The organism is Paenibacillus favisporus, assembly GCF_040545415.1.
Classification (GTDB): Bacteria; Bacillota; Bacilli; order Paenibacillales; family Paenibacillaceae; genus Paenibacillus_AQ; species Paenibacillus_AQ favisporus.
The window spans coordinates 343794-364906 of sequence record NZ_JBEPLV010000007.1; the positions used below are offsets into that span (position 1 = coordinate 343794).

17 protein-coding genes are annotated in these 21113 nt (G+C 55.0%); 7 read left to right on the forward strand and 10 right to left on the reverse strand.

Annotated elements, in window-relative coordinates:
- Nucleotides 1-154 precede the first annotated feature (154 nt).
- The 3 genes from ABID47_RS27890 to ABID47_RS27900 all read right to left on the reverse strand — a co-directional run bounded on the left by ABID47_RS27890 (nucleotide 155) and on the right by ABID47_RS27900 (nucleotide 6726).
- Complete coding sequence (locus ABID47_RS27890) at nucleotides 155-3802, reverse strand: DUF6359 domain-containing protein (protein ID WP_354501696.1); 3648 nt, start codon at nucleotides 3800-3802, stop codon at nucleotides 155-157.
- A gap of 275 nt (nucleotides 3803-4077) precedes the next feature.
- A complete protein-coding gene (locus ABID47_RS27895; protein ID WP_354501699.1) occupies nucleotides 4078-4626 on the reverse strand; it encodes an AAA family ATPase in 549 nt (182 codons plus the stop codon).
- Between the two features lie 69 nt (nucleotides 4627-4695).
- Nucleotides 4696-6726, reverse strand: coding sequence for a bifunctional 2',3'-cyclic-nucleotide 2'-phosphodiesterase/3'-nucleotidase (locus ABID47_RS27900; RefSeq protein WP_354501702.1), 2031 nt, complete (start codon nucleotides 6724-6726; stop codon nucleotides 4696-4698).
- 307 nt (nucleotides 6727-7033) lie between these two features.
- Between ABID47_RS27900 and ABID47_RS27905 the strand changes: the two genes are divergently transcribed.
- The 6 genes from ABID47_RS27905 to ABID47_RS27930 all read left to right on the forward strand — a co-directional run bounded on the left by ABID47_RS27905 (nucleotide 7034) and on the right by ABID47_RS27930 (nucleotide 12968).
- Nucleotides 7034-8011: a phosphate/phosphite/phosphonate ABC transporter substrate-binding protein gene (locus ABID47_RS27905; RefSeq protein ID WP_354501705.1), complete on the forward strand. Its 978-nt coding sequence runs from the start codon at nucleotides 7034-7036 to the stop codon at nucleotides 8009-8011.
- Between the two features lie 110 nt (nucleotides 8012-8121).
- Complete coding sequence (gene phnC, locus ABID47_RS27910) at nucleotides 8122-8892, forward strand: phosphonate ABC transporter ATP-binding protein (RefSeq protein ID WP_354501708.1); 771 nt, start codon at nucleotides 8122-8124, stop codon at nucleotides 8890-8892.
- Entirely contained in the window at nucleotides 8889-9704 is an 816-nt protein-coding gene (phnE, locus tag ABID47_RS27915) for a phosphonate ABC transporter, permease protein PhnE (RefSeq protein ID WP_354501711.1), read from the forward strand. The genes phnC and phnE (ABID47_RS27915) overlap by 4 nt, the downstream gene beginning before the upstream one ends.
- A complete protein-coding gene (gene phnE, locus ABID47_RS27920) occupies nucleotides 9701-10528 on the forward strand; it encodes a phosphonate ABC transporter, permease protein PhnE (protein WP_251678948.1) in 828 nt (275 codons plus the stop codon). Before phnE (ABID47_RS27915) ends, phnE (ABID47_RS27920) begins: the two co-directional genes overlap by 4 nt.
- 225 nt (nucleotides 10529-10753) lie before the next feature.
- A complete protein-coding gene (locus tag ABID47_RS27925; protein ID WP_354501714.1) occupies nucleotides 10754-12484 on the forward strand; it encodes a hypothetical protein in 1731 nt (576 codons plus the stop codon).
- A 214-nt stretch (nucleotides 12485-12698) separates the two neighbouring features.
- On the forward strand, nucleotides 12699-12968 hold the full coding sequence (locus ABID47_RS27930; RefSeq protein WP_354501717.1) for a hypothetical protein: 270 nt from the start codon (nucleotides 12699-12701) through the stop codon (nucleotides 12966-12968).
- Nucleotides 12969-13112: 144 nt separating this feature from the next.
- Here ABID47_RS27930 and speD read toward each other — a convergent pair whose 3' ends face one another.
- The 5 genes from speD to ABID47_RS27955 form a co-directional block, all read right to left on the reverse strand.
- Complete coding sequence (speD, locus tag ABID47_RS27935; RefSeq protein ID WP_354501719.1) at nucleotides 13113-13919, reverse strand: adenosylmethionine decarboxylase; 807 nt, start codon at nucleotides 13917-13919, stop codon at nucleotides 13113-13115.
- Nucleotides 13920-14092: 173 nt separating this feature from the next.
- Nucleotides 14093-14860 (reverse strand): ABC transporter permease, encoded by a 768-nt coding sequence (locus ABID47_RS27940; RefSeq protein WP_116234019.1) that lies wholly within the window; start codon nucleotides 14858-14860, stop codon nucleotides 14093-14095.
- Nucleotides 14861-15622 carry an ABC transporter ATP-binding protein gene (locus ABID47_RS27945; RefSeq protein WP_354501722.1) on the reverse strand — a complete coding sequence of 254 codons (762 nt, stop codon included), beginning with the start codon at nucleotides 15620-15622 and terminating at the stop codon, nucleotides 14861-14863.
- A gap of 15 nt (nucleotides 15623-15637) precedes the next feature.
- Nucleotides 15638-16501: a pentapeptide repeat-containing protein gene (locus tag ABID47_RS27950; RefSeq protein WP_105444994.1), complete on the reverse strand. Its 864-nt coding sequence runs from the start codon at nucleotides 16499-16501 to the stop codon at nucleotides 15638-15640.
- Between the two features lie 14 nt (nucleotides 16502-16515).
- On the reverse strand, nucleotides 16516-16845 hold the full coding sequence (locus ABID47_RS27955; protein WP_354501726.1) for a PadR family transcriptional regulator: 330 nt from the start codon (nucleotides 16843-16845) through the stop codon (nucleotides 16516-16518).
- A 439-nt stretch (nucleotides 16846-17284) separates the two neighbouring features.
- On the opposite strand from ABID47_RS27955, the gene ABID47_RS27960 reads away from it, so the two are divergent.
- A complete protein-coding gene (locus tag ABID47_RS27960; protein ID WP_354501729.1) occupies nucleotides 17285-19018 on the forward strand; it encodes a PQQ-dependent sugar dehydrogenase in 1734 nt (577 codons plus the stop codon).
- Nucleotides 19019-19027: 9 nt separating this feature from the next.
- Here ABID47_RS27960 and ABID47_RS27965 read toward each other — a convergent pair whose 3' ends face one another.
- Both ABID47_RS27965 and hflX read right to left on the reverse strand, forming a co-directional pair.
- Nucleotides 19028-19420, reverse strand: a complete 393-nt coding sequence (locus ABID47_RS27965) for a YmaF family protein (RefSeq protein WP_105444991.1) — start codon at nucleotides 19418-19420, stop codon at nucleotides 19028-19030.
- 324 nt (nucleotides 19421-19744) lie between these two features.
- On the reverse strand, nucleotides 19745-21016 hold the full coding sequence (gene hflX, locus ABID47_RS27970) for a GTPase HflX (protein WP_105444990.1): 1272 nt from the start codon (nucleotides 21014-21016) through the stop codon (nucleotides 19745-19747).
- Between the last annotated feature and the right edge of the window lie 97 nt (nucleotides 21017-21113).

Genomic DNA, 21113 nt, shown 5'->3' on the forward strand with positions numbered 1-21113 from the left:
ATATCCTTTTCTAAGCAGTCAATTTCTAATGTTCCATACGACCATATCCATTGGATGATATCCATCCCGATACGGCCACAATCCCCGCATGAATCATGCGGGACATGGTACTGCGTATGAGCCGGGCTTGAGGACCATCCGGTTCTCTATCCCATTACTTCGCGTACCAGCTGCCGATGATCATCTGCGCTACCGCAGCCAGCGAACGGATCGAAATTTCGCCTTCGCTGAACAGGTCCGCCGGAGCTACGCGGCTCCAGTTCGGGTCCGTCGACTGGATGCCGTAGTACTTCGCGAGGATGGACAAATCCTGCACCGTAATCTGCACCGCACCCGGTACTAGCGTGATCAGCTTTTTCTGGAAGGTGGTTACGGCGCTGCCGAGTGCAGCCGCAGCCGAATCCACCTGGTTTTGCGTCGCGGCAGTGTCCAAGTAGACCACATTCGCGGTTGTAATGGCCGCCTTCAGCTGGACTTTGGCCAATGCCGGATATTGGCCGACCTTATCCCCTGTGACGGCCCGGTCGTAGATGCTCTGCGCGGAGACAATCGCCGAAGTGAGCGCCGACTTGTCCACCGGAACCGAAGGAACCGGGATGACGGCGTTCTTGAACGTGCTGACCGCCGCTTTCAGAGCGGTCAGCGCATCGTCGATCGCCTTCTGCGTTGCAGCGGCATCGTCCGCCACGCGTTTCGCGTCGCTGATCGCTGACAGCAGCGCGGTCTTCGCCGATGCCGGGTACTGCCCCGGCTCCGTGCCCGTGACGGCCTGATCCGCCAGCTTCTGCGCATCGCCGATGGCGGCAAGCAGCGCCGCCCGGTCAGCCGTGGCGATCTGGATCTGCAGCGCAGCGGAGTCCGTGTTCACCGGGCTCGAATTGCCGTCCGCCGAAATGTTAAAGGCGGACACCGACACGGCTGCGCTTCCGGAGACGCCGGCTTTCAGCGTGCCGCGGAGCTTCAGCAGCTCCCCATCTTCCGAGACGGCGTTCTCCTGGCCGGTGCTGGCCATAATGATGCGGATCTCGCCTGATTCCGGCTTCACCCCGGTGGCCAGCACGCCAAAGCCGGTGCGCGAAGAGCTCACCGCGCCTTCGGCCAGGGCCAGCGTACCTTCCGTATTCGCCACGGTCGCAAATTCCAGCTTGGCCGGATCGTATTTGACGATCAGGTCCAGTGCCGTAAAGGCAAACGCCGGCTTGGTGATGCCTACGCCCAAATCAACCTGCGCTCCCGCAGAAGCCGCTGCCGGACCGGTCAGCACGGCGGAGTTCGGCGCCTGCGTCCCTGCCGCTTCCACCGTAATGCTGACCTGGAGCGTATCGCTGCCACCATTTCCGTCCTGAACTTGGAAGGAAGCCGTGTAGCTGCCTTCCGCTGCCGGCGTCCATGTGAACTTGCCGGAAGTCGCATCAAATGCCGCTCCCTCCGGCAGGGACACCGCCTCATAACTTAACGCGTCTCCGTCCTCATCGTTGGCGTACACCGAGAACGTCACTTGCTGCCCGGCTTTCACGGTCTGGGCAGGCACGTCGGCAAACGCCGGAGCGTGATTGCCTCCGGCAGCCCCAGCCGGACGGATGTCGCTTTCTTTCAGAAGCTTCAACTGGTAAGCGCCTTTAAAGATCGAAGAGATCCCGGTAATATCGACGGCCGTTCCTGCCGGATAGGCCTGCTTCAGCGCATCTGCGCTGATGCCCGTCCGGCTGTCGACACGGACATGGTTCGTCGTGCCGCCGCTGACGAGATCGAATTCCAGGGAGCCCGTGACGGTGGCGTAGTTTTGCACCGCCGCGTTTTTAATCGTGATCAGCTGCCCCTGATTGCTGTCATTGACCGCGGCCGCAGCCTGCGGAACCGGAGCCGGAATATCGGCCTGGGCGTCAAGCTTGGCCACCTGGACCTCGTTGGCCAGCTCGACCTCGGTGTTATAGGTCAGCTTTTGGGCGGTCAGCTTGACCTTATCCCCCACATGGTAGCCTGTCGCTTTGCTCGGATACACATAGACACCGCCGGTGCCGTCCTGCATGTAAAATCCCGAGCCGCCGAAAATCCCGGGCTCCGACGTGACGACGCCCTGCACCGTAACGTTATCGTTGTCCGCCGCTTTACGCGCTTCCGCGATGGTCGTCAAATCGGGTATGGTAACGACCGGCGGCGTACCGCCGGCTCCATAGGAACCGGCTTTGTACGTCGTCGGATCATACCATTTGTACCCTGCGGCCGGCGTCGTCCACGGCTCGGTTCCCGGAATTTCGGCCGATGTGGCCGGTTCTTCCAGCTTGCCGAGCAGCGGCGTCGGCGCATCAAGCGTAATGCCCTGATTTTCGAATGTTGCGTAATCTTCATGAACCGCCAGCCATTTTACCGTCTGGACGAGGAAGACGGCGTCCTGGGCTTCCCCCTTGAAGCCGTCATAAGTCGTTTTCTTGCCGCCGTTGTCCTCGCGGACATATCCCGGCGTGGGGTCCTCGACCGGCGAGGAGTCGCCGATGAATGCAGCTTTTCCTTTTTCCAGCTTGGAAATGGCAGCGAACGGTCCTTCGGCGATGCCACCGTTTTTATAGACGCCTCCGTTCGGGAAGTTCGCCTTGTCGCTGTTTTCTACGGCATTGCCCCAGCCCGGCACATTTTCCGGGAGGTAGACAACGCCCTTGACACGGGTCGGATCCAGAATCGTCAGCGTGGAGCCGCTGTGCATCTCTACATCATTAACGCCTGCGGTAATACCGAAAGACTGATCATATTTCACCGCGTCGGTTTTGGTAACGTCCCCAACCGAATTGAAGCGGAAACGCACGCCGAAGTTCTGGCCAAGCCAGTCCGTGCTGGTCACGTCCTGCATCGCGCCCGATGCCGCTTCGGCGGTGGACATGCCCTTGGTCGGATTACCAAATGCTCCGCGCCGGTAGCCGTTCATCACTTCCGAGGAATCCCAGCGGTTCAGGTTCCGGTCGGAATTGTAGTGGTCGGAGATGAAAAATATACTGCCGCCTTCCTTGACATACGTCAGCATGGCAGCCTGCTCGGACGCCTTAAACGGGATGTTCGCTTCGCCGATAATAAAAACGTCGTATTGCTTCAGCTTGCTCAGCGTAATGGCCGGCGTGTCAAAAGCGTGTGAGTCCATCGGCAGCGTTCTTTGCAGCGCATCCACTTGGAAGCCCGCTTCCCTCAGCCCGTCGGCAAAGTCCGAAAATGCGCCGTCAATGACCCAGTCCGAAGCTCCGGCCGTCTGACCGTGCGTTTCGTCGAACAGCACCTTTTTCCCCGTGCCATCCGGCAGCGTTGTCGGAACGCCGATATTTTCGCTGCCCGGATCCGCCGGGTTCGGCGTGCCTCCGCCGGGATTTTCTCCGGACTCCCCGTCCAGGGACATCGCTGTCGGGCTTTTGATTCCGGCCATGCCGCTGTACGCGGCCAATTGCCCGGTAACGGTCAGTTTTTTCCCCACGTTGTCGGGGTTCGTCTTCAGTCCGTACTGGGAGCGGTAGGAAGCCGAGATCTGGACATCGATCATGTTGCTCTGTGTCTTCTCCCCGGGTGTATCGGCAATCAACACGTTAAAATCGTCCTGAAAGCCCGAATAAATCGGTTTGGAATTGTACATCTCACCGACGATGTAGCCTTCAACGGTCGCGGTTTCTCCACTGTTGTTTTTGGCAAGAGCTTCGGCCACCGTGAGCGGAACCGCAGCCGCAGCCTGTGCGGGCATGTATCCCAAGGCGGCGGACAGCAGCAGCAGCCATGCCAGAAATAGACCTGTGAGCTTTTTCCTGCGGACGAAATACGGGTTGTCCATCTTGCGAACTCCTCCTTTACATTCCGGCAATTATGATTGCGGCTTCCTCAGGTTAACATCCCTTTATTATGGTTTGTTGCGGATTATGTAAAATATGGGACAGCTGTGCAAATGCACCGTAGTTGTTAAGGAAACCCTTCCCTACCTTGGATTTTATATGAGGAAGCGGAAGGGCGGGCAGTGCCGCAGTCCTCATTTTGGCGCAAAAAAAGAGAGACCTTTAGGCTTATGCCTGGGACTCTCCCCTCAATAGCGATGTCATACCCTGCCGTTATTTAACGAATCTTGGCTTCTGCTATGCCGGACATGATCTTGTCCACCGTCTCCCCCGGCGTCAAGCTGGAGGAATCCAGCCACAAACCGAGCCGGGGCGTTTCATCATGCAGCACGCGGTTTAAGGCGTCCACCGTCCAGGCCCCGTAGCCCTTTTTGGCCCGCTGCGCTTCTCGCCGCTCCACTTCCTCAGAGCTGGGACACAGCACCACCAAATATACCGGACGGCTCTGCAGGAAGGACAAAAAATCTTCCAGCACCCGGCCGACGATGACGTCCTGCACCACGACCGTAAACCCGGACCCGGCGTACGTATCCGCCGCCTGCGCGGCAAGCCGGTACCGAAGCAGCAGCTGGCCCAGCTCCTCTTCGGAAGCGTCCGGCTCGACCTCCTTCCGGTCGTTCACGATCATTCTCCGAAACAGGTCGCCGCGAAGATGCACGGACTTGTCGAGCCGCTCGGCGAGCAGCTGCGCTACCGTCGATTTGCCGCTCGCCATAATGCCGGTAATTACGATAACGGCAGGCTGCTGAATGGAATGAGCTGCCATGTACGATTCCCTCCTTGAATGCCGGTTATCCTATCATTATATATTGGGCATTCCGGATCGTCAGGGGATTTATCCCTTTAAACCAATCTTTCCCGCATTCCGTGCCTCCGTCTCCCGCTCCGGCGACTGCCGCCCCAGATCCAGGCTGAAAATGCCGAAGCCTTGATCGTTCTGCCGCCCGGTATATCGGATGTGCGGGTAATCTCCGGCATATTTCACCGCGTCAGGCGATGTCGTAAATGTGACGTTCACCGGGCCTTCCACCGGTGTGAAGCGCCAGTTCGGCTTCGCCTCAGCCGGAATTTCGCCGCATGCCGTAATGTAGTCAATCAGCACCTGCCGGCATTCATCCTCGGAATCGATGACCAGCTCCATCTCCCGGATCCCGGGAAAATTGCCGCCGCCAAAGACCCGGTAGTTGCTCGAAATCACGATGAACTCCTGATCCGGATCCAGGGGAGCCCCTTCGTAACACAGATGAACGATCCTGCTGGCATCCGGGTCGTTCAGGCTGCCGTCCAGCTTATATTTGGCCGGCTGCGTTACGTCGACCTCGTACGTGATGCCGCTGATCACGTCGAAATTAAACACGGAAAACTGCGGGTTAAGCAGCGGCTGTTCCTCCGAGGACAGCGGATCGATGCGATTGTACGCTCCCGCGGTCATTTCCAGCCACTCCTTGACGGCCCGGCCGGAAATCCGCACCCCTTTGATCGTATTGTCATACAAATACAGCTCCGTCGCGCTTTTAATCGCAATCGGCCCGGCCGGAATATCCGCATATTCCTTGGGACCGTTGCGCCCCGCTTTAAACGGCGAGCCCACAGACAATACCGGCAGCTGCTGCAGCTCCGGCATGGAAGCTGCAATCATCTGCCGGGCGTACCACGTCTGGGCATGGTTGACGAGCTGAACAGAGGCGTCATCCTGCACCAAGGAAAAATAGCTGTGCAGCGGAGCGTGAATGGTACCGATCGGCTCATTGGCATAGGCGACGGTCGCCTCATGGTCCTGCCGGAGGAGCTCGGCGATCCCTGTGTCCCGAAGCGGCGTGCCACGTTCCGCATTCTCCTCTTTTTCCAAACGGCGGACCATTGATGTCCCCTGCACGACCTGCCATCTCCCCTGCCGAAATTGAAGCGACAGGTCGATCACGCCCAAATGCCCCCCGCCGAACCCGGCCTGTACGGCCGGAATGCCGTGAATCGTACCTTTTTTCAGATTGATGTCCGGCAGGAGTTCACCGCTCTCATCCTTAAAGGAAGCATCCAGCAGATGCCTATCCGCAGGAAATACATGATGCGTATGGGAAAAGGTCAGCGCATCAATGCCAGGCACCAAACTGAGCGGATATACCGCGTTCTCGGCATTGCCGTCCGTCAGCGCCACCTTGCCGTCGAAGCCCGTATGAGCCAGCGCCACGACCAGATCCGCGCCTTCCTCCTTCATCTTCGGAACCCATTCCAGCGCCGACAGCAGGATGTCCTTCACCTTCACCCGGCCTTCAAGGTTCGCCTGGTCCCAGTCCATGATTTGCGGCGGCACGAAGCCGATGAGCCCGATCCGGATATCATGGGCCTGCCCGGCATCGTCCAGGCATCTTTTATCCAAAATGACATACGGCTTATACCTGTTCCGGCCGCATTCCTCAGGCTCAAGGCCCAGGCCTTCATCGAAATACACGTTCGCGTTGACATAGGGAAAATCCGCTCCGGCAATGACGTCGTCCAGCATGTCGAGTCCATAGTTGAATTCATGGTTGCCCAAAGTTGCGGCGTCATAACCCATCGCATTCATGACCCGGATTGCGGGGTGAACGTACGGCCCTTTCCCTTGCTTCTTAGCGGCATATTTTTTAGCGGCATACGTTCCAAGCGGCGTTCCCTGAATCAAGTCTCCATTATCCACGAGCAGCGTGTTCGGCACCTCATCCCGCGCGCTTGCAATCAAGGCGGCTGTCCGCACCAGCCCGATGGAGGGATCCGGTTGATCCCGGTAATAATCGTAATCCATCAGGCAGGCATGCACGTCCGTCGTCGACAGAATCCGCAGGTTGACCGTTGTATTGTTATCGGGGATCATCCCGTTCACTATATTCATCGATGTCTCCTCTCCTCCCGACCGGCTTGAAACAAGCCGGCACTTCCTGTTTTCCAGTATAACGGAAAAACATTAATTCCACGTAAACGCCCTCTCGGACTTGTTTCTACTTATTGGAAGTAGACCTTTCGCCTTAGAAAAACGCCGGACCCTCCGTTCCGAAGTACTAAATTTTTACATTCGTTTACAAAAGACATCTTCTCCGTTAACCCTTGTCCCCTGAAACGTGTGATAAGCTCTTTCCTGTCAGACGGGGTTAAACCCGCTTCTGGCCAAATAGATGAATCAAGTGGAGAGGGGATCATCCATGTTTAAAAAAGTATTATCCATCAGCATGACCTTGGCCCTGGCTGCCAGTTTAGCGGCATGCGGGTCTAAAACCAGCGGCAGCGACTCGGGCAGCACGGCCGCCTCATCGGCCTCGGGTACGGCGGAAGCGACTGCTACGGCTTATGTGCCCAAAGAACTGAACGTGCAGTTCGTTCCATCCCAAAACGTCGACACCCTGGAGGCCAAAACGAAGCCGCTGGAAAAGCTCCTCGGCGATCGTCTCGGCATTCCGGTTCATGTCACGGTTTCCCCGGACTATAACACGATCGTGGAAGCGATGGCTTCCAAGCAGGTGGACGTCGGCTTCCTCCCGCCGAACGCTTACGTGCTGGCCCACGACAAAAAGAAAGCCGCCGACCTGCTGCTTCAGGCGCAGCGCTACGGCATTAAAGACGATACCGGTGAAGACACCACGGACAAGGTCGACTTCTACAAAGCGATGATCGTTGTGAAAAAGGATTCGCCGATCCAAAGCCTTCAGGACTTGAAAGGCAAAAAGATCGGATGGCAGGACGTCACTTCCTCCGCCGGCTACGTGTTTCCTGCGGCTGAGCTGAAGAAGGAAGGCATCGACCCGGACAAGGATGTCCAGGGCGTGACGATCAAAGGGCATGATGCCGCCATTATGGCGCTCCTGAACGGTCAGGTTGATGCTGTCGCGGTATTCCAGGATGCGCGCAACACGGTGAAAAAGGACGTTCCGGACGTCTTCGAAAAGACCCGCGTCCTTCACTATACGGCCAAAATCCCCAACGATACGGTCAGCGTGCGCAACGACATGGACCAAAGCTGGAGAGATAAAATCAGCCAAGCGTTCATCGACATTACGAACGATGCGGAAGGCGCACAAATCATCAAAGACATTTACACGCATGTCGGCTATGCGAAAGGCGATGACAAAAACTTCGATCCGGTTCGCGAATACGCCGAAGCCGTCGGGCAGGAAATCAAGTAAATTCAAGCATTTCAATGTAGATACAATGAACCGGGCAGCACCGTCCAATGGCTTCATGGCGGTGTTGTTTTCCCGTTTTATCTGAAAATACGACAGAAAGTTGGAATCTCATGATTGAATTCGATCACGTCTCCAAAGTGTACCCCAACGGAACGGTCGGGCTTCGCGACATTAATCTGACCATCAAGGAAGGAGAGCTTGTCGTCATCGTCGGCCTGTCCGGCGCGGGCAAGTCCACCTTTTTGCGCAGCATTAACCGGCTGAACGAAATTTCCTCCGGGGAAATCCGCGTCGGCGGACAGTCCGTCACCCGCGCGGCCGGCCGTCAGCTTCGGCTGATCCGCCGCGACATCGGCATGGTATTCCAGAACTTCAACCTGATCAAGCGCCAGAACGTGCTCAGCAACGTGCTGTCCGGGCGGGTCGGCTACCATTCGACGTTGCGGACGATGCTGGGCTGGTTCCCGAAGCCGGATGTCGCCATCGCGCTCGAGGCTCTGAACCGCGTCAACATCCGTGAAAAAGCCTACGTCCGCGCCGACCAGCTGTCCGGCGGCCAGCAGCAGCGCGTCTCGATCGCCCGCGCGCTCGCGCAGGAGGCCCGGGTCATTCTCGCGGACGAGCCCGTCGCCTCGCTGGACCCGCTTACTACCCGCCAGGTCATGGACGACCTGAAGAGGATCAATCGCGAGATGAACATTACGACCGTGATCAACCTTCATTTTATCGACCTGGCCCGGGAGTATGCGACCCGGATCATCGGGCTGCGCGCCGGCGAGGTCGTTTTCGACGGTACCCCGGAGGAGGCAACAGACGAGGTGCTGGCCGGAATTTATGGGCGGCCGGTCCTCAAAGACGAGCTGCTGGGAGGCGTGTCATGAAGGCGGCGCCTCAGGCAGGGCCGCTGCAGCCAGCCTCGCTGCCCGGGATCGCGCCGCCGCCGAAATACAAGCGGTACGCGGGGTGGATCGTCCTGATCGCAATCCTCATCGCCTGCTCCATCCGCACCGAGGTCACCCCTTACCAGCTCATCACCGGCCTGCCGCAGATGGGCGGCCTCCTGGCGGAAATGTTCCCGCCGGATTGGAGCTACCTGCCCACGATATGGGCCCCGATGATGGAAACCGTGCAGATCGCCGTGCTCGGCACCTCCCTCGGCGGGCTGCTGGCGATTCCGGTAGCGCTGCTGTCCGCGTCCAACCTGCGCGTCAGCCGCTTCGTCTCGCTGCCGGTACGGATGGTGCTGAACCTCGTCCGCACCATTCCGGACCTGCTGTTCGCGGCCATATTCGTCGCCGTGTTCGGCATCGGCCCGTTTGCAGGGATGCTTGCGCTCGTCTTTTTCTCCTTCGGCATTATCGCCAAGCTGACGTTCGAGGCGATCGAAGCGATCGACCCGGGGCCGCTGGAGGCGATGTCAGCCGTCGGCGGAAACCGGCTGCAGATCATCCGGTATTCCGTCATCCCGCAGGCCCTGCCCTATTTTATGTCGTACCTGCTGTATACGTTTGAGGTGAACGTGCGCGCAGCCGCCGTGCTCGGGCTTGTCGGGGCGGGCGGTATCGGCCTCCTGCTCGACCGCTCCCTCGGCTTGTTCCGGTATGACCGCGCCTGCATCATCATTCTGCTGACCCTCGTCATCGTTCTGATCATCGATTACGGCAGCGCGCTGATTCGGAGGAGATTATTATGAACCGTAACACATCTTTGCCGCCGTCCGGCACGCCGGTGTCAGCCGGCTCGGCACTTCGCTCACGCATCCGTTTCGGACTGGTCACGCTGGTGGTGATTGCCGTCTACTGGTGGTCCATACAGGGGATGCACTTTGAAGGGATTCAAGGGACGGCGGGCACCGTCTCCAAGTCCATCCTGACCGGCTTCCTGCATCCGGATTGGTCTTTTGTGTATATTCCGGACGGAGAGGATCTGCTGCGCGGGCTGCTCGATACGCTCGTCATCTCCGTCCTCGGCACCGTCGTCGCTGCCGTCGTCTGCATTCCGTTCGCCTTCTGGGCTTCCAGCAATATGAGCCGCGGACTTGCGCTGTCCGGCACCGGCAAGCTGGTTCTGAGCGTCATCCGGGTGTTCCCGGAGATCATCGTGGCGATCCTGTTTATCAAGGCCGTCGGTCCCGGCTCTTTTGCGGGCGTTCTGGCCCTGGGCATCCATTCCGTCGGCATGCTGGGCAAGCTCTATTCGGAGACGATCGAGAGCATCGACCGCGGGCCGCAGGAGGCCCTGATCGCGTCCGGTGCGAACCGGCTGCAGGTGCTTCGGTATGCGGTGCTGCCGCAGGTCATCCCGCAGTTCCTTTCCTACTCACTGTACCGGTTCGAGATTAACATCCGCTCCGCCACGACCCTCGGTCTGGTCGGTGCCGGAGGCATCGGCACCCCGCTGATTTTCGCGCTGCAGGTGCGCAACTGGAACCGGGTGGGCATCATTTTGCTGGGGATCATCGTCCTGGTCATCCTGACGGATCTTATTTCGGGATGGGTACGGAGAAAAATCATCTAAACAGGATCGCTGAATAACAGGTAAGAATGGCCACAATAGCTGCATTTTTGCAGCTATTTTCTGTTTCCAAGGTAGATTTTGAACTTCCGATGCAGCTGTTGCCGGCTAACTTGAAAATAAGACAAACCTCATATGCAGAATGGTTACAGCGCACCTGTTGGGCCGCCAGCTCCTAACGCACAATAGAATTTGATGATATTACCAATGCTAAAGGAGTGTTGCAGATTGACGACAGCCTTGCGCAAACCGGCGATGATGTTGATGGCTTTGGTGACAGGAATTTGTCTATGGGGGAGCCAGACGGCTACAAGTTATGCGGGCATGAGCTCTTCTCAGCTAGAAGCGGAATGGACCCAATTGTACGGGGATCCCGCGAACTACAATACGCCGGATCATGTGGCACCGACGGCCGATGGCGGCTTTGTCATGCTCAGCGACCTCACGAGCCGTACCTTTGGTCCCACCAGTCTTCATGTGATCAAAACGGATGCAAGCGGCGGCACCGAGTGGGAGACGGACTTTTTCGACGAACATTACGTCACGGAAGCGTATCACGGGTACGACATTCAACAGACCCGGGACGGAGGATATATCATTGGTGCAGGCCTTGATGACCGTTCCGATGGCGGGCCTCTATATCGCGCATACCTCCTTAAGTTGTCATCCACGGGACAAGTGGAATGGAGCCGGGCCTACAGCACCGTCTTCGAAAATCCGGTCAACAGCGTCCAAGAAACGAGCGACGGCGGTTTTATCGTGACGTCCTCCACCTATAACCGCTCCGATACGGCTCCTGCCTACGTCTTCGAAACGGACAAAGACGGCAATCTGCGATGGGACCATACATTTCGTTACAGCGGGGGCGGACCGATCGATTTTAGGGATGGTCAAGTTTTCAACGCTGCTGCCGAGACTTCGGACGGCGGTTTTTGGGTGGTAGGCAGATACTATGATTCCTCTACATACTATCCTTTGTTGGTCAAATATAATGCTTCCGGAAAACTGATATCCAAACGTATGAAAGAGACTTCGGACTGGGGGAGGCTGGATTACAAGCAGATCATGCCCTCGGCCGACGGGAAGGGCTATATTATGCTGAATGCCGAAGGCCTCTGGGAAATCGACCGTTCCGGAAATACGCTGTGGAACCTGAGATTAACCGATTCCTCGCGGGAATTGGACGATATTTCGTTCTTGCAAATGAACCGGGTAGACGATGGTTATCTGGTCTTCGGCAAGGATCAAACGAGCGATGACCATGTGATCCTGAAGCTTAACGCCGAAGGGAAAACCGTGGATGTCCTTCGCCAGGAGATCCCCGGGTATACGGGAAATTTCAATCATGCAGCCCTTCTTCAAGACGGCGGGTTTGTATATTTAAACAGTATCGAGTCCTCCGCTTATCTTCAGCTCACGAAGTTTAAGCTCGTATCTCAAGGCGAGCAGCCCGGCGAAGGTGAATTTTTCCTGGATGACAGCGAGTATTCCGTAACGGTAAACGACATGATTGATATCGTCGCTTTGTTGAAAAAACCGGATGGCACCGTCCTTCCGGTGACCAAAGAGACCCGGTTTTCAATCGAAAACCCTGAGATCGCATCAATTGACGAAGAGGGTAATATTATCGGGCTGGCACCGGGCCTGACGAGTATTAAGGCCGAATATAACGGACAGACAGCTGCCGCCTCCCTTCTGGTCGTCAAACCTTACGTCCCCAAACCGGTTAACAGCATAAGCGAAGAGACCGGTCCAGCCGAGTCGGATTCGACCGATCCGGGTTCCGTTCCGGGCAGCACGGATCCTGAACCGTCTAATCCGGACCCGGCCGTTTCGGGTGATACCGCCTCAGGTTCGTCCGATTCAGACACGTCCAATCCAGGAAGCGCTGATCCTGACTCATCCGAGCCAAGCAAGCCCGATCCGGCAGGCGCCGAGTCTGGCACATCTCAGCCATAAAAGGTTTAATCCGCATCGCGGCAACGAGATGCTCCCTTGTGACCAATCATGAATTTCTCAACGGGCACTCTTTTACTAAAAAAGACTGGATCCACGTGGCTTTCCCACAGATTCAGTCTTTTTTTACGATCCGGCTGAAGATGCTTTTCCATCTCCCGTATGTTACAATAATGGAAATTAAATGTAATTTTAAACAAAAAAGGAGCTGACCCCCATGGACCCCAACCGAACCCGTTCCGCCAGTCCGCAAGGAAAGCCCGCAGTTCACGAAACGCAGCCCGCGAGCGAAACCGCTGCGACCCTTGATCATGAAAGTTATGTTGATGAGCAGCTCAGAAACATACAAACCATCGAAGGCGGCGGCCCGCCCAAAAAGGTCAATATGGACCAGCTCCCCGCCCCGATCCGGTACTTCGGCTACTTTTTTATGTCCGGTATCGCCCTGTTTGCGGTGATCTCCATCTTGATCAGCATTTTGAAATAACTGCCGCCAGCAAAATAAAAGCGCCGTACCCCTATATGTGAGCACAGCGCCTTATTGCCAGTGTAGTTAGGCTTTTATTCTCTTTCATGACTTCATCGCCTTATCGAATTTAACTTCATCACTTCCGCACCAGGTTCTTCTGCCTCACACCAAGTTTTTGCCGTAATAAATCTCGTCCATTTCCAGTGTAATCCGCTCCGTGATTTCTTCCTGCTCGCTCTCGCTCAGCGTATCCTTCGTATAGCCGAACAAGTAATTGTCCAGGTCAAATTCCCGCAGCTTGCATTTCGTATGAAAGATATGCTCCTGATACACGTTCACGTCGATCATGTCGTACATATCCTTCACCTCATCCGGGATATAGTTCTGGATCGAATTGATATCGTGGTCGATGAACAGCTTATGGCCGTTAATATCGCGCGTAAATCCGCGAACCCGGTAGTCGATGGTCATAATATCCGTGTCAAAAGAATGAATGAGATAGTTCAGCGCCTTCAGCGGCGAAATCTCCCCGCAGGTCGATACGTCGATATCGGCCCGGAAGGTGCTGATGCCCTCGTCCGGATGGAACTCCGGATACGTATGAACCGTAATATGGCTTTTATCCAAGGCCATGACGACTGAGTCCGGCAGCGGTCCGGGCGATTCGGAATAGGATTCCTGCGGAACCTCCACCACCGGCCCTTCGGAGACGAGAATCGTCACGCTCGCCCCCTGCGGCACGTAATCCTGTTTGGCTATATTCAGCACGTGAGCCCCGATAATATCCGACACCGTCTTCAGAATCGTCGTCAGACGCTCCGCATTATACTGCTCATCGATGTATTCCAGGTAAGCCTCGCGCTCTTCTTTGGTCCGCGTATAGCAGATATCGTACATATTAAAGCTGAGCGACTTCGTCAGGTTGTTAAACCCATGCAGCTTAACGTGCTGCTCCGGTATTTCCTTCATTGCACATTCACCCCGCTGTCTTCATGTCCACTGCCTAATATTCCCTGATCATGGTGCATTATCCGTCTAGAACGGCAGCTTTTGTTTATTTACACTTTTTACCCCAAATAGGGCGGGGACAAACAAAGCCGGGAGGTAGGCAGCAGCTTGAGATAAGCGAGGGTTTACGGATATCACACCCGTTTCTTATACGCCCTCATTGCAAAAACATATGCCACGAGCATGATTCCGACGCACCATGCAAGAGCGACCCAGATATCATTGCCCACAGGCTGACCTGACAGCAGCGAACGGATCGCTTCCACAATCGAGGTCACCGGCTGGTTGTCGGCAAAGGCGCGAACGACCCGGGGCATCGAATCGGTCGGCACAAACGCGGAGCTGATAAACGGCAGGAAGATAATCGGGTAGGAAAAGGCGCTTGCGCCATCTACGGATTTGGCGGACAACCCGGCAATCGCCGCGACCCACGTTAACGCCAGTGTAAACAGCATCAGTATGCCGGCTACAGCAAGCCATGGCAGCAGCCCTGCCGGCGAACGAAAGCCCATTAAGAGCGCAACGAGTATGATAACGACCACCGATATGGCATTGGACACCAGCGAGCTGATCACATGTCCCCACAGCATGGTGGAACGGGCAATCGGCATGGAGTGGAACCGCTCGAATATACCCCGCTGCACATCGATGAACAGGCGATAAGCCGTATAAGAAATTCCGCTTGCAATGGCAATCAGCAAAATGCCTGGCAGCAAATAATTTACATAGTTATCCGTGCCGGTTTGAATGGCGCCTCCGAACACGTAAACGAACAGCAGCATAAATGCGATCGGCATGATCGTGACCGTGATGATGGTGTCCCAGCTGCGGAAAATATGGCGCATGGAACGTCCCAGCATCACACCCATATCGCTGAAGTAATGCTTCTTTACCGCTTCCATTTACTTTTCCTCCTTTTTGCCAACGATGGCAAGAAATATGTCTTCCAATGAAGGCTGTTTTTCAACGTACTCCACCTTTGCAGGCGGGAACAGCTTTTTCAGCTCCGCGAGCGTGCCGCCCGCGATAATCTTGCCCTCATGCAGAATGGCGATTCGATCGGCAAGCTGTTCGGCTTCCTCCAGGTACTGCGTGGTCAGGAATACGGTCGTGCCGCCGCCCGACAGCTCCTTGACGATCTTCCATACCTCGATGCGCGCCTCGGGATCAAGCCCGGTCGTCGGCTCATCAAGGAAAATGATCTGCGGTTTTCCGATCAGGCTCATGGCGAGGTCGAGCCTGCGGCGCATCCCTCCCGAATAAGCAGATACTCTCCGGTTCGCGGCATCCGTTAAGCCGAAGTGCATAAGCAGATCGCGGGCGACCACACGCGGAGCTGCAAGATGCCGCAGCTTGGCGATCATAATGAGATTTTCCTGCCCGGTCAAATTTTCGTCCACGGCGGCAAACTGACCGGTCAAACTGATCGACTGCCGTACATGGTCGGGCTTTGAGGCGACATCGAATCCGTTGACGGTGGCGGTTCCGCCGTCAGGCTTAAGCAGCGTGGTAAGGATTTTTACGGTTGTCGTCTTACCCGCCCCGTTGGAGCCAAGCAGGGCGAAAATGCTTCCCTGATCCACCTCAAAATCCACACCTTTTAGAACTTGCTGCTGCTTGTAGGATTTTTGCAGTCCTTTGACTTGAATCGACTTGTTTGGCATATCTTCTCCTCCTTTTCAGATCACCGTAACTTTTGATAAATCGGCATCCATGCCCTTGAGTGCGGCAAAGGTCAACTTATCCATCGTTGCCCCGTCAAAGCAGATCGTTTTAATGGCGCGGTAATATTTCTTGGACAACAACGACCCTTGAAAAGACACATTTTTGAGCGTAGCGCCCTTGAACGAAACTTCTTTCAACCCGGCTCTGTCGAACTTGACGCCAATGAAGATTTGACCGTCGAAACGCTGCCCTGTCAGATCGGAAGATGTGAAGTCCACCCCGTCGAATACACAATTCTCAAAGACGGTTTTTGTGAGAGCGGTCATCGTCAGGTTAACGTCGGTCAGATGGACGCCTGTGAATGTGGCTCCGGCCAGCCACGACTTGCTGAAGTTCGTTCGTACAAGAGTGGATTGGTTAAAGCTTGCATTGGCAAGGTCCAGGGTGGTCAGGTTGCAGTCGGTCAGGTTTGCGCCGTCGAAACGGGCATCCTTCACATCGCTGCTCTTAAATGAACTGCCGGTCAAGTCCGCATTCGTGAAGTCGGAGCCTCGGAGCGTGCTTGATGTGAATTTCCCCTTATGTGCGGTAACGCCCGCAAAGTCGCTTTCGGCCAAGTTGCTCGCGCTGAGGTTGGTCAGCACCTGCCGCTCCAGCGAACGGGAAAGGTTTGCCACCTCCAGTACGGTTTGCTCAATGTCCCCGATACTGTCGATGGTCATCTCCAAAGCCGTTTCGTCGTCCTTGCCCTCGGCTTTCAGCTCACGGAACCGCTCCTGCAGATCGGAGTGCAGGTCGGCCTTTAATTCGCTGACGCTTCTCACCCCTTCGTATGCAGCAAAAACCTCGTTCAGATAGTTCGTCAATTTCTCGTTCATCCCATCATCTCTCCTTATACTAAGTTTTCAAGCACGCGCTTGGCGTACCTCCAGTTGCGTTTATTGCGTTCATAAGTTGCCTTGCCCTTCTCGGTCATCCGAAAATACTTGCGCCGTCCGCCCTGCGTTTCACCGCCCCAATACCACTCGATATTACCGTCACCTTCAAGCCGCCGTACGCTGGAGTACATCGTGGCTTCCTTTAATTCATACTCACCGCCCGAACGCTCGACAATCAGCTTGACAATTTCATAACCGTAGCGGTCGGCTTCGGATAAAAGTCGTAAAATCATCGTGTCTGTATGGCCTCGCAGCAGGTCGGATGTGATTTTGTTGTCTTTCATGTAATCACCTCCATATCTGCATGATACGATATACTACTATGGCTGTCAAGGTAATTTGTTAATAAGAATACTTTGCCGAAAATACAGGTGCTTGAAGAATAAGAAATGGCGTACATTCAGCAAAAACAAACTCGGTTTAACGGGGGTTTTTTTGCGGTTCAATGGTTCACCCCTGCTGAAAACAGAAACAGCGGCAATCTAAGACTGCACTTCCAGTCCTAGTCCACCGCTGTTTTTTAGTATTTGCCCTTGACGAGGCCTGCTGCAAAATAGGCCGCCGTCCGACAAATATTTTCCGGGAAATGACCCGTTTTTTCATTCAATCATGACCCTTCTATTGAAATCAGGAACGGAATATACATTACAAGCCTTAGTCTGGAAATCTAGCGACATCCTGGACACCACTTTCCTTTTGGAGGATCGAGGAGGAGTGTATCAAATGAACGAATATGTGCCGCAGGGAATGGTTCAAAAGCAGTATCACTGGGAATGGGTCAATTATTTTCTGTACCGGCATCTTCAAGAGAATAATCCATTTCCCAAACTGAAGGCACCGCTAAACGATTTGCTGAACAAGCAGGAACAGCAATTGGATGCATTGAGGAAGCTCGCTGCTTCACTTGGGATATCCAGTCCGTCTGCAACGGTGAATATAAGGTATAATCCGCTTCTGGACTGTATTAAAGAACTCCATCAGCGGGAGTATGAATTATTACAGGAGTACATCAGCTATCACGATTACTTTTTGCCGGTTTCCTCGTATCCATTGGGCATTGAAGACTTGATGAAGTCTCAGCTAGCGCAGGTCAATACGCTTACGGAATTAAAAGCGACTTTTGGTCAGCTTTTCAAACCCCAACACGAAACGCAAAAGCCTGATTACATATTGGAAAAGGGGTACCGGTTAACGCGGATCGCCACAGGACTCACGTTCCCGACCGTTATGACATTTGACCCGCAAGGAGCAATCTATGTTGCCGAAGCCGGATTTGCGTACGGGACTGAACCCGGAATTGGCCGCGTGCTACGCCTGGAAACGGATGGTTCCTTTAACGAAATCGCTTCAGGATTCGGAGGTCCTGTGACAGGCATCGCCTGGCACAATGGGGATTTGTATGTGGCTGCAGGAAATTTAGGGGAAAAGCCGGCAGACGGATGCGGGGAAATTATTCGAGTATCGCCTGACGGTACTAGGCAAACGATTGTCAGCGGGCTGCGCACATGCGGGGACCATTTTACCGGAGACATTCTGTTCGGCCCTGACGGCAAACTGTACTTTTCTGTTGGTACCGCCACGAATTCGGCTGTTGTAGGGCTGGACAACATGCTGATCCTGAAGCACCACCCGCAATTTCACGATGTGCCGGCCAGAGACTTGGAATTGATCGGCACCAATTTTATTACCCGGGATCCGCTATCCGATCAACCAGGGGCAGCAGTAACGGGGGCATACCATGCCTTTGGCGTTCCGAGCAAAGAGGGTGACATCGTACAAGGCCGATTGTTGGCTAACGGTGTCATTTACCGCTGTAATCCTGACGGAAGCCACCTACAGATCGTCGCAGACGGCTTCCGGAATACGTTCGGTTTAAGATTTTCCCCAATGAACGGGAAACTGATCGTAACGGACCATGGCGCGGATCCGCGGGGGAGCCGGCAAATTAGACTGGATTGGGATAAGATTTGGGAAGTCACCCCAGGAGGATGGTACGGATTTCCGGAGCTGTTTAGCGGTTTGCCCGTAACCCTCCCCCACTTTCATGCCGCGGAACAAGCAAAGCCTGCCTTTCTTATCCGCAACCATCCTCCGCTTGCCGCGCAACCGCTGGCCCGTCTGCAGCCGCATAGCGCTTCCATGAAATTTGATATTTGTGCAAACGCTGATTTCGGCAGTCCAGGGGAGCTGTATGTCGCCCAGTTTGGGGAATCCGGTTTTGAAAAAACCGAGGAACTTCCTGGATTCAAAGTGGTTAAAGTCAACCTGGATACCGGGCAAATTTCCAACTTTCTGAACAATCGGCTTGGCGAATCCACGAAACAAGGGCCGATCCGGCCCATTGATGTCAAATTTAATGCCGAAGGAAATGAGCTGTACCTTGTCGATTTTGGCCTGATGGGTAAGCATAACCCGACTCCTGGAACCGGGAGCCTGTGGAAGATCGTGAAAATATAACGGATCGGCTTAATCCTCCTCCTCGTTCCCTGTTCTGCCTCCGTACCGATGCGAGTGCGGGATTCTGCCGTTAACGGTGGTATAACCCGCAAAATCGTGATAATGCCCGCCTCCCGGCAAAGGAATGGCCGGTCCCGTCGTCCCTTGAATATAATGAACATGCTGATCATTAAAAGATGTTTCCACATGATAACGGTGGACATGGGGAACGCCGCTGGGGGCGGGTTCCGTTGTTCCGGCGTAGTGATGATAGTGTCCCACGTCAAACGAGGTATCACCTGAAATCGGATGAACATGGACTCTGACCGGCCTTCCATCCCACGAAGTAATAAGCAGGCTGTGATGATGCTCGGAACCGGAACCTTCAGAATGAAACAGCAAACCTGTGATTGGGATTTCCAATGGACTAACCTCCTATGATTCAAGTTATCGGTTGGATCAAGCAAAAAACCTCGGCTTCATCATACGCAGAAATCATATGGCGTTAGCCTGTTCCAATATGCAGAAATATGGTTCACGGTTAAAAATCTTACAAACGGTTGAAGCGTTCAGCCATGGCGGTCAGCCATCCGATGGATAGGCAGCAAAAAACCTGCCGGTCACGACACCAGATGGTCGTGAATCGGCAGGTTTTTTGTAGATGATAGAATTCATAAATTTTCAGCGGAGCTGAACCAACGCTTTCTGTCTCTGGCGAACGTACGTCGATACACGTTTAATTCAGCATTATTCTATAACGTATTCGCGATATTTCTCAAAGTCCTGAAGCCGGCATTCCAGCGAGAGCCGTGTACCTTCATTTTCATACTCGGTTGCGTGGATGCTGGCATGCTCATTCAAATACGAAACCACCTGGCCGCGGTCATACGGGATCAGCATTTCGCAGGTGACGTAATCCTTGAACACGGAGCTGCGGATCAGATCCACCAGCTCGGTCATACCGATTCTCGGCTTGGCTGCAAGATAGACGCTTTTCTCCTTGACCTCTGGAATGTCCACGCCCGCCAGATCGCATTTGTTATAAGCAAAGATGGTGGGAATGTCCGTAACGCCGATGTCCTTCAGCGTGTTCTCCGTAATTCGGATCAGCTGCTCATACTTCGGGTTCGAGTAATCCACGACATGGATGAGCAGATCCGCCTCGGACACTTCCTCCAGCGTCGACCGGAACGCCTTGACGAGATGATGGGGCAGCTTGCTGACAAACCCGACCGTGTCGGTGAGCAGAAAGGATTTATGATCCTCCAGCTGTATGCTCCGCACAGACGTTTCCAGCGTGGCGAACAGCATATCCTTCTCGAATACCGCCTTCTCACCGGTCGGTCCGGCCGCAGAATAGGCCTCCAGCATGGCATTCATGATCGTCGATTTGCCCGCATTGGTGTAGCCGACCAGCGACACGACCGGAAGCTCGTTTTTCTTCCGCTGCTTCCGCTGCGTCTGCCGCTGAAACACCAGCGATTCCAGCTCCTTGTTCAAGGCGCTGATCTTCTCCTCGATCCGGCGGCGGTCCAGCTCCAGCCGGGTTTCGCCTGAGCCGCGGTTGTGCATGCCGACGCCGCCGCCCTGCCGTCCGAGGGACTCGCGCAGGCCCACGAGGCGCGGCAGCATATACTGCAGCTGAGCAACTTCCACCTGAAGCTGGGCTTCCCGCGTTTTGGCCCTTTTTTCGAAAATGTCCAAAATCAGAATCGTCCGGTCGATCACCTTGCACTCCAGATCCGCTTCCAGGTTGCGGAGCTGCGACGGCGAGAGCTCGTCGTTAAAAATGATCAGATTCGCCTCGAGTCCCCGGAATAAGCCGCCCAGCTCCTCGACTTTCCCGGTACCGATGTAATGGGATTTGTTGACGCGCTCCATATTTTGCGTCAGCTGCCCGACGACCTCCACCTCGCAGGCCTCGGCCAAATTGCCGAGCTCCTCCATGGAGTATTCGAAATCGGGCTGGTTGTTCAGGTTCACGCCGACCAGTATCGCTTTTTGTTGAATGGGTTCCATATATTTTACCTCCGAATTAGCTTGAATTGTTCGATGAACGAAAAAACCGCAGGCTGTACCCTGTGGTTTAAAGCGAACGGATATGTCAGCGCTGGAA

Coding starts and splice junctions, on each gene's coding strand:
- hflX (WP_105444990.1), bottom strand. CDS start 21,016: ATGGAACCCATTCAACAAAAAGCGATACTGGTCGGCGTGAACCTGAAC.
- ABID47_RS27960 (WP_354501729.1), top strand. CDS start 17,285: ATGAACGAATATGTGCCGCAGGGAATGGTTCAAAAGCAGTATCACTGG.
- ABID47_RS27900 (WP_354501702.1), bottom strand. CDS start 6,726: ATGAATATAGTGAACGGGATGATCCCCGATAACAATACAACGGTCAAC.
- ABID47_RS27955 (WP_354501726.1), bottom strand. CDS start 16,845: ATGAAAGACAACAAAATCACATCCGACCTGCTGCGAGGCCATACAGAC.
- ABID47_RS27950 (WP_105444994.1), bottom strand. CDS start 16,501: ATGAACGAGAAATTGACGAACTATCTGAACGAGGTTTTTGCTGCATAC.
- phnE (WP_354501711.1), top strand. CDS start 8,889: ATGAAGGCGGCGCCTCAGGCAGGGCCGCTGCAGCCAGCCTCGCTGCCC.
- phnE (WP_251678948.1), top strand. CDS start 9,701: ATGAACCGTAACACATCTTTGCCGCCGTCCGGCACGCCGGTGTCAGCC.
- phnC (WP_354501708.1), top strand. CDS start 8,122: ATGATTGAATTCGATCACGTCTCCAAAGTGTACCCCAACGGAACGGTC.
- ABID47_RS27905 (WP_354501705.1), top strand. CDS start 7,034: ATGTTTAAAAAAGTATTATCCATCAGCATGACCTTGGCCCTGGCTGCC.
- ABID47_RS27895 (WP_354501699.1), bottom strand. CDS start 4,626: ATGGCAGCTCATTCCATTCAGCAGCCTGCCGTTATCGTAATTACCGGC.
- ABID47_RS27945 (WP_354501722.1), bottom strand. CDS start 15,622: ATGCCAAACAAGTCGATTCAAGTCAAAGGACTGCAAAAATCCTACAAG.
- ABID47_RS27930 (WP_354501717.1), top strand. CDS start 12,699: ATGGACCCCAACCGAACCCGTTCCGCCAGTCCGCAAGGAAAGCCCGCA.
- ABID47_RS27940 (WP_116234019.1), bottom strand. CDS start 14,860: ATGGAAGCGGTAAAGAAGCATTACTTCAGCGATATGGGTGTGATGCTG.
- ABID47_RS27890 (WP_354501696.1), bottom strand. CDS start 3,802: ATGGACAACCCGTATTTCGTCCGCAGGAAAAAGCTCACAGGTCTATTT.
- speD (WP_354501719.1), bottom strand. CDS start 13,919: ATGAAGGAAATACCGGAGCAGCACGTTAAGCTGCATGGGTTTAACAAC.